Origin of the sequence: Rubrobacter aplysinae (assembly GCF_001029505.1) — a bacterium.
GTDB lineage: Bacteria > Actinomycetota > Rubrobacteria > Rubrobacterales > Rubrobacteraceae > Rubrobacter_A > Rubrobacter_A aplysinae.
Map to the genome: position 1 here is coordinate 37,395 of NZ_LEKH01000009.1, position 13,090 is coordinate 50,484.

11 protein-coding genes are annotated in these 13,090 nt (G+C 66.4%); 1 reads left to right on the forward strand and 10 read right to left on the reverse strand.

Annotated elements, in window-relative coordinates:
• Window positions 1–18: 18 nt before the first annotated feature.
• From ABD53_RS10220 to ABD53_RS10265, 10 genes are all read right to left on the reverse strand, one after another.
• A complete protein-coding gene (locus tag ABD53_RS10220) occupies window positions 19–1,467 on the reverse strand; it encodes a pyridoxal phosphate-dependent decarboxylase family protein (RefSeq protein ID WP_084709508.1) in 1,449 nt (482 codons plus the stop codon).
• Entirely contained in the window at window positions 1,464–3,002 is a 1,539-nt protein-coding gene (locus ABD53_RS10225; protein WP_047865687.1) for an APC family permease, read from the reverse strand. The genes ABD53_RS10220 and ABD53_RS10225 overlap by 4 nt, the downstream gene beginning before the upstream one ends.
• A gap of 17 nt (window positions 3,003–3,019) precedes the next feature.
• Window positions 3,020–4,291: an ArgE/DapE family deacylase gene (locus ABD53_RS10230; RefSeq protein WP_053057931.1), complete on the reverse strand. Its 1,272-nt coding sequence runs from the start codon at window positions 4,289–4,291 to the stop codon at window positions 3,020–3,022.
• The gene (locus ABD53_RS10235) at window positions 4,288–5,754 is read right to left on the reverse strand and encodes an aldehyde dehydrogenase (RefSeq protein WP_047865688.1); all 1,467 of its coding nucleotides are present in this window, start codon (window positions 5,752–5,754) and stop codon (window positions 4,288–4,290) included. Before ABD53_RS10235 ends, ABD53_RS10230 begins: the two co-directional genes overlap by 4 nt.
• Complete coding sequence (locus ABD53_RS10240; protein ID WP_047865689.1) at window positions 5,751–6,554, reverse strand: acetoacetate decarboxylase family protein; 804 nt, start codon at window positions 6,552–6,554, stop codon at window positions 5,751–5,753. Before ABD53_RS10240 ends, ABD53_RS10235 begins: the two co-directional genes overlap by 4 nt.
• Window positions 6,554–7,474, reverse strand: a complete 921-nt coding sequence (locus ABD53_RS10245; RefSeq protein ID WP_047865690.1) for a VOC family protein — start codon at window positions 7,472–7,474, stop codon at window positions 6,554–6,556. The genes ABD53_RS10240 and ABD53_RS10245 overlap by 1 nt, the downstream gene beginning before the upstream one ends.
• Window positions 7,471–8,721 (reverse strand): cytochrome P450, encoded by a 1,251-nt coding sequence (locus ABD53_RS10250; RefSeq protein WP_047865691.1) that lies wholly within the window; start codon window positions 8,719–8,721, stop codon window positions 7,471–7,473. The genes ABD53_RS10245 and ABD53_RS10250 overlap by 4 nt, the downstream gene beginning before the upstream one ends.
• A gap of 11 nt (window positions 8,722–8,732) precedes the next feature.
• The gene (locus ABD53_RS10255; protein ID WP_053057932.1) at window positions 8,733–10,076 is read right to left on the reverse strand and encodes a glutamine synthetase family protein; all 1,344 of its coding nucleotides are present in this window, start codon (window positions 10,074–10,076) and stop codon (window positions 8,733–8,735) included.
• 2 nt (window positions 10,077–10,078) lie between these two features.
• A complete protein-coding gene (locus tag ABD53_RS10260) occupies window positions 10,079–10,801 on the reverse strand; it encodes a type 1 glutamine amidotransferase (protein ID WP_053057933.1) in 723 nt (240 codons plus the stop codon).
• A gap of 131 nt (window positions 10,802–10,932) precedes the next feature.
• Window positions 10,933–11,802, reverse strand: a complete 870-nt coding sequence (locus ABD53_RS10265) for a fumarylacetoacetate hydrolase family protein (RefSeq protein ID WP_152670724.1) — start codon at window positions 11,800–11,802, stop codon at window positions 10,933–10,935.
• A gap of 177 nt (window positions 11,803–11,979) precedes the next feature.
• On the opposite strand from ABD53_RS10265, the gene ABD53_RS10270 reads away from it, so the two are divergent.
• Window positions 11,980–12,648 carry a GntR family transcriptional regulator gene (locus tag ABD53_RS10270; RefSeq protein WP_053057934.1) on the forward strand — a complete coding sequence of 223 codons (669 nt, stop codon included), beginning with the start codon at window positions 11,980–11,982 and terminating at the stop codon, window positions 12,646–12,648.
• The last annotated feature ends 442 nt before the right edge of the window (window positions 12,649–13,090 follow it).

Genomic DNA, 13,090 nt, shown 5'->3' on the forward strand with positions numbered 1-13,090 from the left:
TCTCGTCTCCTTAGATTCTTAGGGTTCCAACCGCTGGCCGAGCTCCCGGATGACCTCTGGTACCAGGTCGATGTCCTCCGCCGTAGTCCTGAAGTTCACGAAGCACACCCGCAGGCAGGCGTGACCATTCACCGCCGCCGGCGCGAGGAAGACCCTTCCGTCGCGCATCATCTCTTCCGCGAGCCGGAGGTTATGGTTGTCGAGGTCCTCGGCTCCCTCCGGAATGTGGCGGAAGCAGAGGGTAGAGAGCATGGGCTCGTGCAGGAGCTCGAAGTCCGGGAGTGCCCGGAGCATCCCGGCGAGCCGGCGGGCGTTGTCCAGGGTGCGTTCGATCCAGATCCGGTACTGCCCGGCCCCGTGGACCCGCAGCGCCATCCAGAGCCTCAGGGAGCGCAGCGGCCGCGAGTACTCCAGAGTGCGGTCCACCGGGTTCGCCACGTCCCCCTCGTGCAGCATGTACCGTTCCTCGTGGCCAAAGGCCGCCCGTAGACGCCCGGTCTCCCGCAGGAGGACGACGCTACAGCTCTTCTGCACCCCGAGCCACTTGTGCGCGTCGAGGGTGGCGGAGTCGGCGCGATCCAGACCCTCGAAGAGCGGCGCCGCGCTCGGCGCGGCCGCCCCCGGCAGCCCGTAGGCGCCGTCTACGTGCAGCCACACTCCGTGGCGGGAGCACACGTCGGCGATGGAGCCCAGCGGGTCCACCGCCCCCGTTAGCGTCGTACCCGCCGTCGCCACCGCCGCCACGGGCGTGATCCCGTCCGCAACGTCCGAGGAGAGCGCCCGTTCGAGAGCGTCGGGCCGCAGGCGGTGCCGGTCGTCGGCGGGGATGGCGCGGACCGCCGAGCTTCCCAGACCACACACCTCCACGGCCCGGACCACGGAGTGGTGGGACTCCTCGGAGCAGTACACCGCCGCCCGGCCCCCGACCCCGTTCGCGCGAGTGCCCGGCATCGCCGCCTCGCGCGCGGCGAGCAGCGCCGTGAGGTTCGAGGTCATGCCGCCGCTGGTGAACGCACCCTCGGCGAGCGGGAAGCCCACGAGCTCCGCGACCCAGTGCAGGGCCTGGTCCTCGATAAGGTCCGCCCCACCCGCCGTGACGGCGAGGTTAACGTCGTAGGTGGCAGCCAGGGCAGAGGCCAGCACCCCGACCTCAAGCCCGGTAGAGCCGATGTAGCCTAGATAAAGCGGCCGGGAGGGCGAGACGCTGGCGTCCAGCACGCGCGCGGCGTCCCGGAGGGCCACCTCGGCGTCGCCGGAGCCCTCGGGCAACGACGCCCTCAGGCGAGCCGCCAGGGACTCGTCCAGCTCGGGCTCCGAGGCGCGGGGATGGTCGAAAGACTCCCAGGCCTCTGAGATGACCCGCTCCAGGCTACCCAGCACGCCCTCGCGGTCGGCCAGCGCCGGTAGCTCCTCCTGCTCGTGCTGGGGACCCTCCCCCAGACGCCGCTCCCTGTCTCGGTCGCTCACTTATCCTCCCTCTGGGGGAAACCGGCGTTCGCCCCCTCTCCGACGGCGGCGAAGACCTCGGGGCGTCGGCGCTTTAGCAGGCTCCCCACGAGCAGGCCCACGAGACCGCCGCCGAACAGTATTACCGGAAGTACCACGGCCATCGTGTTCAGGGGTGCGTCGGTGGCGCCCGTGATGAGCACGTTGAAGTTCGTCACCCCGAGGATGAGCACGACCGTCAGTAGTACACCGGCTATGGCCGGGGCCACCGCGGAGGACCAGCGGCTCAACCCGGTTTCCGGACGGCGCCTGAAGTACCCGATCACCGCGAAGGACGTTATGGACATGAGAAGCAGCACGCCTAGGGCGCCGAGGTTGGTCAGCCAGGTAAACAGCGTCAGTACGGGATCCGCCGCGGCTAGGGCGAAGATGAGGACTATCGTGAGCGCGAGCGCGGACTGTGCCAGCGAGGCCACCCAGGGCGCACCGGAACCGGCGCGCACGCTGCCGAACGCCCTCGGGACCACGCCCTCGCGCCCCAGCGCGAACATGTAGCGGGCCACCGCATTGTGGAAGGAGAGTAGCGCCGCGAAAAGGCTGGTGGCGAACAGAAGAGACGCGGAGGTGCCCCAGATCTGGCCGAGCCGTTCGGCGCCGGCCACGAACAGCACGGTCGTCGGGTCGGGCTCGCCGCCCGCCGTGAACCCGGCCTCCACCATCGCGCCGGGGTCTACCATCGTGGCCGGACCCGCGGCTATGCCCAACAGCCAGCTAGAGAACGCGTAGAAGACAGCGATGAGCCCGACGGCGATGAATGTCGCCCGCGCCACGGTGCGTCGTGGATCCCGGACCTCCTCGCTGTAGATCGCCGCCGACTCGAAGCCGACGAACGAGGCGGCGCAGAAGGTGAGCGTCGCACCCGCGGCCGCGCCGAAGGCTATCGTCGGATCGAAGCCGAGCAGGCTAAAGCCCTGGGGTCCGGGCTCGGCCAGTATCGAGAGGTCGAACAGGGCTACTATTAGCACCTCCAGCACCAGCACCACGGCCAGCACGCGGGCGTTGAGGTCTATCCGCAATACCCCGAGCGTGGCTATGATGCCGATGCACATTAAACACCACAGCCACCAGGGGGCCGTGATGCCGAGGATGCTGGACATGGAGGAGCCGAAGGCGACGCCGAACAGCCCGTAGATGCCGAGCTGCATGCTGTTGTACGCGATCAGGGCCACGAAGGCCGCCCCGACGCCGTACACCTTGCCGAGCCCCTTGGAGACGTAGGAGTAGAACGCCCCCGCGTTGGTGACGTGACGGCTCATGGCCGCGTATCCGATCGCGAAGAGGGCCAGGATTATGCCCAGCGGTATGAACATGAACGGCACGGCGCGGTTGCCCGTCACCAGGTAGGTCGCGGCCTGTCCGCCGGCGACGGCGGTCAACGGCGCCGAGGCCGCGACGATGAAGAACACGAGGTCCGGCACCCCCAGCGCCCGCCGCTGCAGCCCTCCACTTCCCGTCTCCCCGCCACTCCTAGGCGTCTTCGATTCCGTGGCTGACAATATACTCTCCCTTTCCCTTAGACCTTCACCAAGCCGCACCAGTCCCGGACGAAGAGCCCGAGCGCCTGCGCGGTCTCGACGACGGAGCCGAGCGAAACCCGCTCGTCTATGCCGTGTATCTGCTCGGCCCGGGGGCCGAAGCACACCGCCGGTATCCCCTCCCGCACGAAGTGGCGGGCGTCCGTCGTGGCGGTGGTCGGTATCAGCGGCGGCCGCTCCCCGTGCAGCCGCTGGTAGGCCCCGGCCAGCGCATCCGCCACGGGCACCTCTCCACCGAGAACAAACCCCTCGCAGGAGAAGCCGTCGTAACGGACGCGGGGCGGGTTCTCCGCCAGGCGCGGAGAGTTCCGCGCGGCCTCGGCGACGGTCTCCTCGACCAGGGTGCGCAGCTCTCCGGGGTCCTGGCGCGGGTAGAGGCCGAGCCGGTACGAAACCGTGCAGGAGGCCGCGACGGTCGAGGGCCAGTCGCCGCCCGAGATCACACCCGGGTTCAGGTTGATGGGGTGCTCAAACGTGTCGTACGGGGCCGGCGGGTCCTCGTTAAGCCTCTCCTCCAGCCGTCTTAGCGCCTGCAGCACGTCTCCGGCGGCCTCTATGGCGTTGAACCCGAGCCGGCTGGCGCGGGCCGCGTGGGCCGGGACACCCGCGACGTCCACGTGGAACCACAGCACGCCGACCTGGGCAATGGTTATGTGGTCGGGGTGCGGCTCTGTAATGACGCAGGCATCTGCCCGCGAGCCGTCGAGCAAGCACTGCAAGGTGCCGTGACCCGTGCACTCCTCCTCCACGACCGACTGGAGCTGGACGGGGGCCGCGGGCGCATACCCGGCCCGGCCGAGCGCCCGCACCACGCCGGTCATCGTGGCCAGCCCGGCTTTCATGTCCCCGGCACCGCGGCCGTACAACCAGTCGCCGTCGCGCACCGCCTCGAACGGCGGGTGGGTCCAGAGGCTCTCCTCGGCGGGCGGTACCACGTCTATGTGGCCGTTCAGGATCAATGAGCGGCCCCCGTCCGTGACGGGCTCCCAGTCGGCGACGACGTTGCGTTTGCCCTCGACCTCCCAGCCAAACGGCGAGGCCCCCGGCGCGGCGCGCAGGGCCTCCTCGTCGAGCGGCACGTCGCGGGTATCCAGGCCGCACTCGGCGAACGCGGCCTGTATCAGGCGTTGTCCGGCCTCCTCGTCGCCCAGCGTGGTCGGGGCCTCGACGAGCCGGGCCAGCAGATCCTCCATCCAGCCCCTCTCGGCGGAGACCGCGTCGAGGACGGCCTCGTCGCTCACCTCGTTCATCCCACGCTGCCCTCCAGGATCTGGAGCGTCTTCAGCTCGGAGTAGAAGTCCAGGGCGTAGTCGCCGCCCTCGCGGCCGATGCCGGAGATGTCCATGCCGCCAAAGGGCGCGGTGAGGTCGCGGACGAGGAAGGTGTTGACCCACACTATGCCCGCGCGCACCTGCCGGCCCACGCGGTCGGCCCGGCCGAGCGAGGTGGTGTAGAGGACGCCCGAGAGGCCGTACTCGGTGGAGTTCGCGAGCGCCACGGCCTCCTCCTCCTCGGAGAAGGTCTGGAAGGTCAGCACGGGGCCGAAGACCTCGCTCTGAACGATCTCGGCGTCGTTCGAGGTCGGCTCGATCAGGGTCGGCTCGTAGAAGAGCGGGCCCGCCTCTGATCGCCGGCCGCCGCGGACTATCCTGTGGCCCTCGGCGCGGGCGCGCTCGACGAAGCCCTCGACACGTTGCAGGTGCTCGGGATGGATGAGCGGCGAGATGGTGGTCGAGTCCTCGCGGGGGTCGCCGAGCACCTGCTCGTCCAGATAGCGGTGGAACTTCTCCAGAAACTCGTCGGCGACGGACTCCTGCACTATTAGGCGCGTCCCTGCCAGACACACCTGCCCGGAGTCATCGTACTGGCCGGCGGCCTTGCGGGCCGCTGCGTCGAGGTCCGCGTCCTCGAAGACGATTAGCGGCCCCTTTCCTCCCATCTCGGCGGTGAACGGCACGAGATTTCGGGCTGCTGCGACCCCGATCTGACGCCCCGCCTCGGGAGAGCCCGTGAAGGAGACACGCTTTAGCAGCGGGTGGGAGACCAGCGAGGCCCCGACCTCCTCGCCGTAGCCTTGGAGCACGTTGAACACTCCGGGCGGGAACCCGGCCTCGGCGGCGAGCTCGGCGAGTATCGAGCACGAGAGCGGCGACCACTCGGCGGGCTTTAGCACGACGGTACAGCCTGCGGCGAGCGCCGGGGCCGTCTTCCAGGTCGAGAGCATGAAAGGCGCGTTCCAGGGCGTGATCACGGCCGCGGGTCCGGCGGGCATCCGCTGCACCCGGTTCCAGGTGCCTAAAGAGTGCCAGTCGCGCTCCTCGTAGGCGGTGGCGAGATCCGCATAGGAGCGGAAGTTTTTAGCGCCGCGCGAGATCACCCGCGCCCGCAACGACCTTAGGAGCATCGCCATGTCGGCGTTCTCGACCGCGGCGAGCCGCTCCACGTTCTCGTCTATAAGGTCGGCCAGCCGGTGGATGTACCCGGCGCGTCCGGCGGGCCCGAGCGCGGCCCACCCGGGGAACGCCTCGTTCGCGGCCTGGACCGCTTGGTCCGCCTCCCTCTCGCCGCCGCGCGATACCTCGGCGATCACACCGGCGTCTATCGGGGAGACGTCCTCGAAGCGGGACTGGCTGGCAACCCGCTCCCCGCCGATGAAGTGGTCCGGGGAGACCTCGACACCGGCGACCTCTACCCGCCCAGTAACGGAGCTCACGCGAAGTCCTTTACTACTTCGAGGTCGTCCACGGTGTAGCCGAAGGTGAGCCTGTAGCCCCGGTCTACCTCTACCGGGGCCAGGGTATGGTGCTCTTCGCCGGGGGCCGGGTAGAGGTTCAGCGTGGCCGGCCCGGTCATTACCTTGGACACCTCCCGATCCCGGCTTACGGCGCGGACCAGCTCGTGTACCTGGGGCTCGTCGTGGCGTCCGGCGGTCAGGCGCGGGAAGTAACGCATGTTTACGATGGGCGGATCGTTGTGCTTTGGCCCCCCCTCACTCTCGCCCTCTATGGTTAGCGTCATGTCGGACATGGCTCGTCCGTTTGCCGAGCAGGTCGCGCCGTGACGGGCTCCGGGGCGGAGGCCGGGATCGGCGGTGAGACTCGTGCCGAAGGTCCGGGTCATCCAGATCTCGCCTAGCTTTTTGGGGAAGCCCTGGATCCAACCCCGCGCCAGCGCGAAGTCCTGGTCCACCCAGATAAACGGGCAGGTCGTGACCTCCTCGCCGTCCAGCAGGGCGTTGATCACGATAAAGTATTCCCGGTAATGCGATCGCACTGGATCCAGCAGCTCCTCACCGCCCTCCGAGCACGACTGCCAGTCCGCGCAGACGGCGGCGCAGCGCCCTGCGTCCGGATGGGGCTCCAGTCCCTCGGGCAGCACCGCCAGAACCGCGTCCGGGTCTGCCCAGTAGTCCACTACCAAAAAGTCGCCGACGTAGTGCCAGGGTGGCGGCTGGGTGATACTGGCCCGGCCGGTGGCGGTTCTGGGTACGGTAAAGCCCTGCAGGCTGCTCATCAGATAACCTCCGTGGGTAGCGATTGACCTTGCATCTCCAGGCTCTCGCGCTCGGACTCGACCGCGGCGTCGTCGAAGCGGAAGTAGGAGCGGGGCGGTAGCGGACCCCAGGTATTGGACGAGTAGCGGTTGTCGGGCCAGACTCGCGGCTCGCGCTCGGCCTCTAGCTGCTCCATGTCACAGTACAGCTCGACGAAGCATTCCTCCTCGACGATGCGCACGTAGGAGGCGATGTTGCCGCCGACGCCGTGGCGCACGGGGCCCCAGCCGAGCCACCTTCCGTGACGCCCGAGATGGTCCAGGGCGACCCGCATCTGGCCGACGTCCACGACGTCGAAGGCGAGATGGTGGAAGTGGCTGTAGCCCTTGTCCACCAGAGCCATCACGTGATGGTCACCGTTTATGTTGAACCACACGCCGCCGCTGCCGAGCCAGTCGGTAACCTCCATGCCGAGAACCTGCGTATAGAACTCGACCCCGGTGGAGATCTCCGCCGTCAGAAAGTTGACGTGCCCGAGCTTGCGGGGGTGTCCCACGGCCTGATCCCGGGCCGGGCGCGCCTGCGGCGTCCAGCGTGACTCCGGCTCCCGGTAGGGCAGCACGAGCACGCCGTTGCCCTCCGGGTCCGAGACCCGGAGCCCGCCGTCACGCTCCTCGTATCCAACCCCGAGCCCCTCGAAGTGGCTCCGGGCGTCCTCCAGGGTGCACGAGCGCCGCAGCTCGTAGGCGACGTGCTCGACTCCGGGGGCGTCGCCCACGAGGAGCTCCAGAGAGAAGGGCTCGTCGTCGCAGGCGAGCCGCACGCGGTGATCGTCGCGTTCGCGCTCGACGAGCCCGAACTCCCTGCACCAGCGGTGGGAAGCGTCTTCGAGGCCGGTGATGCGCAGGCTGACGTGATCTATGCGGCGGAGTGAGATCACGCTTTGACCCGCACGGGCAGCCGCTTGATACCGTTGAAGAAGTTGGAGCGCAGGCGCTCGGGCGGACCGGCAAGCTCCAAATCTACGGTGCGCTTGAGAAGCTCCTCGAAGGCCACGCGAACCTCCAGGCGCGCCAGGTGGGCGCCCAGACAGAAATGCTTGCCCCCGGGGCCGAAGGTCATGTGCCCCACGTGCCGGCTCGGCTCCCGGCCGATGTCGAAGGTGCCCGGGTCCTCGAAGACGGTCTCGTCGTAGTTGCCCGAGGTGAACCAGGTCGTGACCTTGGCGCCGGCCGGTATCTCCGTGCCCGCAAGCTCCGTGTCACAGGTCGTGGTGCGCCGGAAGTGGTGTACCGGGGTAGCCCAGCGCAACATCTCCTCGGCGGCCGACGAGTGCAGCGAGGGGTCCTGACGCAACCGTTCGAGCTGCTCCGGATGCTCCAGCAGGGCGAGCAACCCGTGGGTGATGGTGTGACGGGTGGTCTCGTTACCGGCGGTCGCCAGCAACACGAAGTTCACGTCGTACTCCCGCTGGGTGAGGCCCCCGAACGCGAGCTGGGTTATGATGTCGTTCCTCTGGTCGTGCCGACGCTCCTCGGCGATCTTGCGCCCGAACTCGAACATCTCCTGCGCCGCCGGGCTGGAGAAAGGCAGGAGGCGATGCGCATCGTCTTCAAAAGTATGGGCGTACTCGGGGTCCTGGCCGCCGAGAATTCGGTCGCCAAGCTCGATAATGTAGCGGCGCTCCTCTTGCGGTACGCCCAGGATCTCGGCAAAGACCTGCATGGGGATCTCCGAGGAGATCTGCTCGACAAAGTCGAACTCGCCCCTGGGTAGCGCCAGGTCCAGTACCTCCTGGGTGACCCTACGGACCTGATTCTCCCACTCCTTCACCGCCCGCGGGGCGAAGCGGCTCTTGATGAGCCCCCGGATCTCGTCGTGGCGCGGCGGGTCCAGGTCGATCATGGACTTCCGGGCCTCGATCTGGTCCGGTTCGAGATCCTCTAGCGAGGTCCCGCCGACCTCACTGGAGTAGATGTCCCAGTGCCGGTGAACCTCGCGGATGTCCTCGTAGCGGGTCACGGCCCAGAAGCCGGGGCCGTCTGGCTCGGGGTTGAAGCAGACCGGGGCCTCCTGGCGTAAGGTGCGGAACCACTCGTAGGGGACCCGCTCGACGAAGGCGTCGGGGTCCGAGAGGTCTATATCCTCCAGCGGTACGGTCTCGGGTACACCCGTCTTGTCTGTCATTCACTAACCTCCTACAGGTGGTGCAGGTACTCTGTTATCTCCCAGTCCGAGACCCACGTGCGGTGACGCTCGGCCTCGAAGCGCTTGACGGTGAGGAACGTGTCCACTATCTCCGTCCCCATCGCTTCCCGCAGCACCTCGTCCGCCTCTAGCGCGTCCAACGCCTCTTCCAGGGTGTGGGGCAGCGGCGCGCCGGCCTGCTCCTCGCTCAGGGTGTAGGCGTCGCCGCCCACCGGGGGGCCGAGCGGCAGCTTCTCGCGTACGCCGTGCAGACCGGCGAACAGTATTGCGGCGACGACGAGGTAGGGGTTTGCGCTACCATCTCCCACCCGGACCTCGACCCGCGTGGCCCCGCCGCGCTCGGGCGGCACCCGGACGAACGACGTGCGGTTGTCCCAGCCCCAGTTGACGTTGGTGGGCGCCAGAGAGTCTGGTACGAGCCGCCGGTACGCGTTGATAGTCGGGTTCAGGAAAGCCGTCAGCCCCGTACCGTGGGCCAGAATCCCGGCGATGAAATGGCGGAGCTCCTCCGACACGCCATTCTCGTCTTCACCGTCGGCGAAAGCGTTATCCCCTTCTCGCCCGAGAGAGAAATGGACGTGGAAGCCAGAGCCGCCCTGATCGTTGAACGGCTTGCCCATAAAGGTGGCCATGAGGCCGTTGAGCGCGGCGACGTCCTTTACCGCCGCCTTGAGGCGGAAGGCGCGGTCGGAGACCGTAAGAGCCTCGCCGTGGTCCAGGTTGATCTCGTACTGCGAGTTCATGAACTCGTGGAAAGCGGCGAAGGTACCCATGCCCGAGTCGGATAGCGACTCGGCGATCCGGCGCACCACCCCTTGCGGGTCCGCCTGCGGCCCCACCGTGTACACCATGCTCAGGTTGTCCACGTAGCGGCACATCCCGTTCGGCGACTCCGGGTCGGGCCTGCACAAAAAGAACTCCATCTCCGGCGCCACGACCGGCGACAGGCCGAGCTCTTCGAAGCCTGCTATAGCCCGTCTGACCGCCCCACGCGGGTTGGGCGGCTCGGGATGGTCCCCGACCGGGTACAGGTCGGCGATGCAGCATGCCAGGCCCGGCTCCCAGGGGACGAGCGTCATCGTCGAGAGGTCGGGGTACGCGATGAGATCTGGGTAGCCTTCCTCCCCGCCCCGCACGGGAGTATGCCGCAGGTCGGTGCCCATGACCGACGAGCAGAAACCCAGCCCGTGCTCTATGGCGCGCTCGAACTCCTTTACCGGCACGTCCTTGCCGCGGGGCACGCCGTGCAGGTCTGCGTAGAGCACGCGCACGGAGCTCACGTCATGCTCCGAAAACTCCGGGTAACGTGCCGTTATCCCTTCCTTTTGAACCACCGTTACTCCTTTCCGCCGGCGTCGCCGGCTGATTTCCCGGTACGGTGCGCCGCCACGATGGAAGCGAAGGCGTCGAAAAGCTCGAAGGCGTCGCCGCGGGCGGCTTGTTTGCGCTGATGCGTCGCTTCTAAGAGAGGCCGCCAGTCATCGATCCCCATCTCCGCCAGACGCTCGGTGTCTAGCCCCGCCCAGCCGGAGACTATCTCCACGGTGCTCTCCGGGTGGAACTGGACCCCGAGATGAGGACCTATCCTGAACGCCTGAACGGCCGTATCCGTCCGTGCGATCTCCGCCGCGTCCGGGGGCGTGGTAAAGCTGTCGTAGTGCCACTCCAGCCAGGGTCCGGCGGGAACGGTGGACGGGTCGTCGGTCTGGATCTCACACCATCCGAGCTCCGGCTCTGGCGAGCGCTCCACGCGACCGCCGAGCACCGTGGATAACACCTCCCCGCCAAAGCACAGGCCGAGCACCGGGACCTCGCCATCCACGGCCCGCCGGATTAGCTCTATCTCTCTTACGACCGCGGGCACGTGTACGTCGTTGGGGTTACAGGCCGAACCGAGAGACGCCACGAAAGCATAGTCGGTGGGATCCGGCGCCTCGCTCTCGTCGTAGGAAAGCTGAACCTCGAAAGCAATGCCGCGCTCGTGCAGCCAGTCCTCCAGTATCCCCGGCGGCGTTATGTCACCGTGCTGGCGAATAAGAACGGGCTTCCCCGTGTTCACCTTTCCACCTCCAACACAGTCCTTTTTCCCTGAGCCGGCTTTTCCGTGACACGGGCCGGAAAAACGGCTAACCCACGACTAACCCGAGGCCTGCCCGAGCCCGCGGCGGCTTCTAGATGCGCCATTCGAGACTACCTTTCCAGCATCTTTTCGGCCTCGTCCTCGGGGACGGCCAGCGCAACATGCAGCGTGTTGGCCGAGGTCTGCGGCTGCTCGCCGGCCTCCGAGAGGTCAACCTTCCACTCCTCCACGGTATTGGACAAGCGGCCTATCCCGTCTATCTCTACCTCTACGGTGTCGCCGGGCTCCATCGGCCGGGAGTTTGCCGGCGTGCCGGTCAAGAGAACGTCTCCGGGCTCCAGGGTTATGAGACGGCAAACGTCCGCGAGCTGGTAGGCGACGCTGAAAAGCAGGTCGTCAGACCCGCCCTCCTGGACCATCTCACCGTTCAGATACGTCCTAAGGGTGAAAGAGGTGGGATCGAACTCGTCCGCGCCCACCAGCTCGGGGCCGAGCGGGAGGAAACCGTCCTGCCCTTTCACGCGGAGCATCGAACCCCGATCCGCGTGGCGGAAGTCGTGCAGCCCCACGTCGTTGGCACAGGTGTACCCGGCCACGTATGACAAAGCATCCTCTACACCGACGCCCCGCATGTGCCTGCCGACCACGACGGCCAGCTCTCCCTCGTAGTTGAGAAAACGGGTCCCTTCCGGACGCCTCAAAGCCTCGCGGTGACCGTTGAGAGCCGTCAGGGGCTTCAGAAAGTACGAGGGTTCCGCCGGCGGGTTTGCCTCGTACTCCTCTACCCGGCTCCGGTAGGTAAGGTGGACGGCCATGATCTTGGTCGGCTCCACGGGCGCCAGATACCGCGCCTCACCCTCTGGTATCCGCTCGCCCGACTCCAGCACTATCTCGTCGCCTTCCACACGGCCCCACACGGTTTCGGCGTTATAGAGCACGCGCACGTTGCGGCCCGCCCTCATATCCTCGTTAAATCCCATGTCGGCTACTCCCCTGTACTCCTTGGCTTTCCTTAATGTATAAATTATTCATTCTCTGCTGACGTGTCAAGTTGGTTACAGGAGAAATTTGCACAATGTATCCAGAATTCGTATTATTTATCCATGTATAGAGCCTCACACCCCCCCGAAGATGGGCAGCATCTCCGGATCGACTCTGTGGTGGATCTTGCTTACGGGCGCATCCGGGCCGTGGTTCTTAGCGGCGAGTTGGCTCCGGGCACTAAGCTCAGGCAGGTGGAGCTTGCCGAGCGGTTGGGGATCTCGCGGACTCCGGTACGGGAGGCGCTCCTCCGGCTATCTGCCGAAGGGCTGGTAGAGCCACTTGCAAACCGGGGGTTTCGTGTCGCGGATCTAGGCATAGATGCGGTGCTGCGACGTCTGGAGGTCAGAGCCATTCTGGAGCCGCGCATAGCGGGGCTCGCCGCCGAGCGCAGGACCGAGCGTGATCTGGAAAATCTTGACGCAGCCATCGTACGTGAGGAGCAGGCTACCAACGGGATAGCCGCGCACGATGCGAGTCGTGAGTTCCACGTCGAGCTTGCACGAGCTGCCCACAACGACGAACTGCTCCGGGTCCTGGAGTCCCTTTGGTTAGTGGAGGTCGGACGTCGGTTGCTTTCGCGACGCTGGGTGGTCTCTGAGTGGCCCGCCGAGGACATAGAAGACCACCGTGTGATCATGGAGGCCGTGGCAGATCAGAAGGTCGAAGAGGCGGCACGCCTTGTAGCTGAGCATGTCAGTGGCGCCGTGGATCACTGGGATTCTGATCTCTACGTGAGCGAGACATCTCCTGGCCCACCGGACGTCACAGACGGTGCTCACTAGAATCTAGTGCATGTTATGGGCTTCCGAGGAGAAGCCCGGTAGCTTGTGGGGCCTCAAACGCCTCAAACGTGTGAGGGCGATGAAGTTTAGTCCCTCTACTATCTCGAAAAGCCTCCTGTAGTCCCCGATCAACCTCCGAAAACATGGCGCCAGGCAAAACCCCCGTCGGCAAAATCGCGTTCTACCAGCCATCTTATCAGCAAGAACTCAAAGCGTGGAGCCGAGCATCCAGCGCGACCGATAGTCCCGAGCCCCTCTCTGATTGAGCTGTCACAGATTCCGCAGCTGCAACTCGCACTCCGCACTCCTCCACACATCTGTCCCAAGATTCCTCTCCATTTGCCCCTAGAGGCTCTCTCGGTATCCTTTTCTTCTGTGAGTCACATGTGTAACTCGTGGTACACACAGCAACTCATCGTGACCGTACTATAAATAAAGCAAT

What these genes read in the sequence shown, in the direction of transcription:
- ABD53_RS10230 (WP_053057931.1), bottom strand. Translation starts at nt 4,291, where the DNA reads ATGAACGAGGTGAGCGACGAGGCCGTCCTCGACGCGGTCTCCGCCGAG.
- ABD53_RS10250 (WP_047865691.1), bottom strand. Translation starts at nt 8,721, where the DNA reads ATGACAGACAAGACGGGTGTACCCGAGACCGTACCGCTGGAGGATATA.
- ABD53_RS10265 (WP_152670724.1), bottom strand. Translation starts at nt 11,802, where the DNA reads ATGGGATTTAACGAGGATATGAGGGCGGGCCGCAACGTGCGCGTGCTC.
- ABD53_RS10240 (WP_047865689.1), bottom strand. Translation starts at nt 6,554, where the DNA reads ATGAGCAGCCTGCAGGGCTTTACCGTACCCAGAACCGCCACCGGCCGG.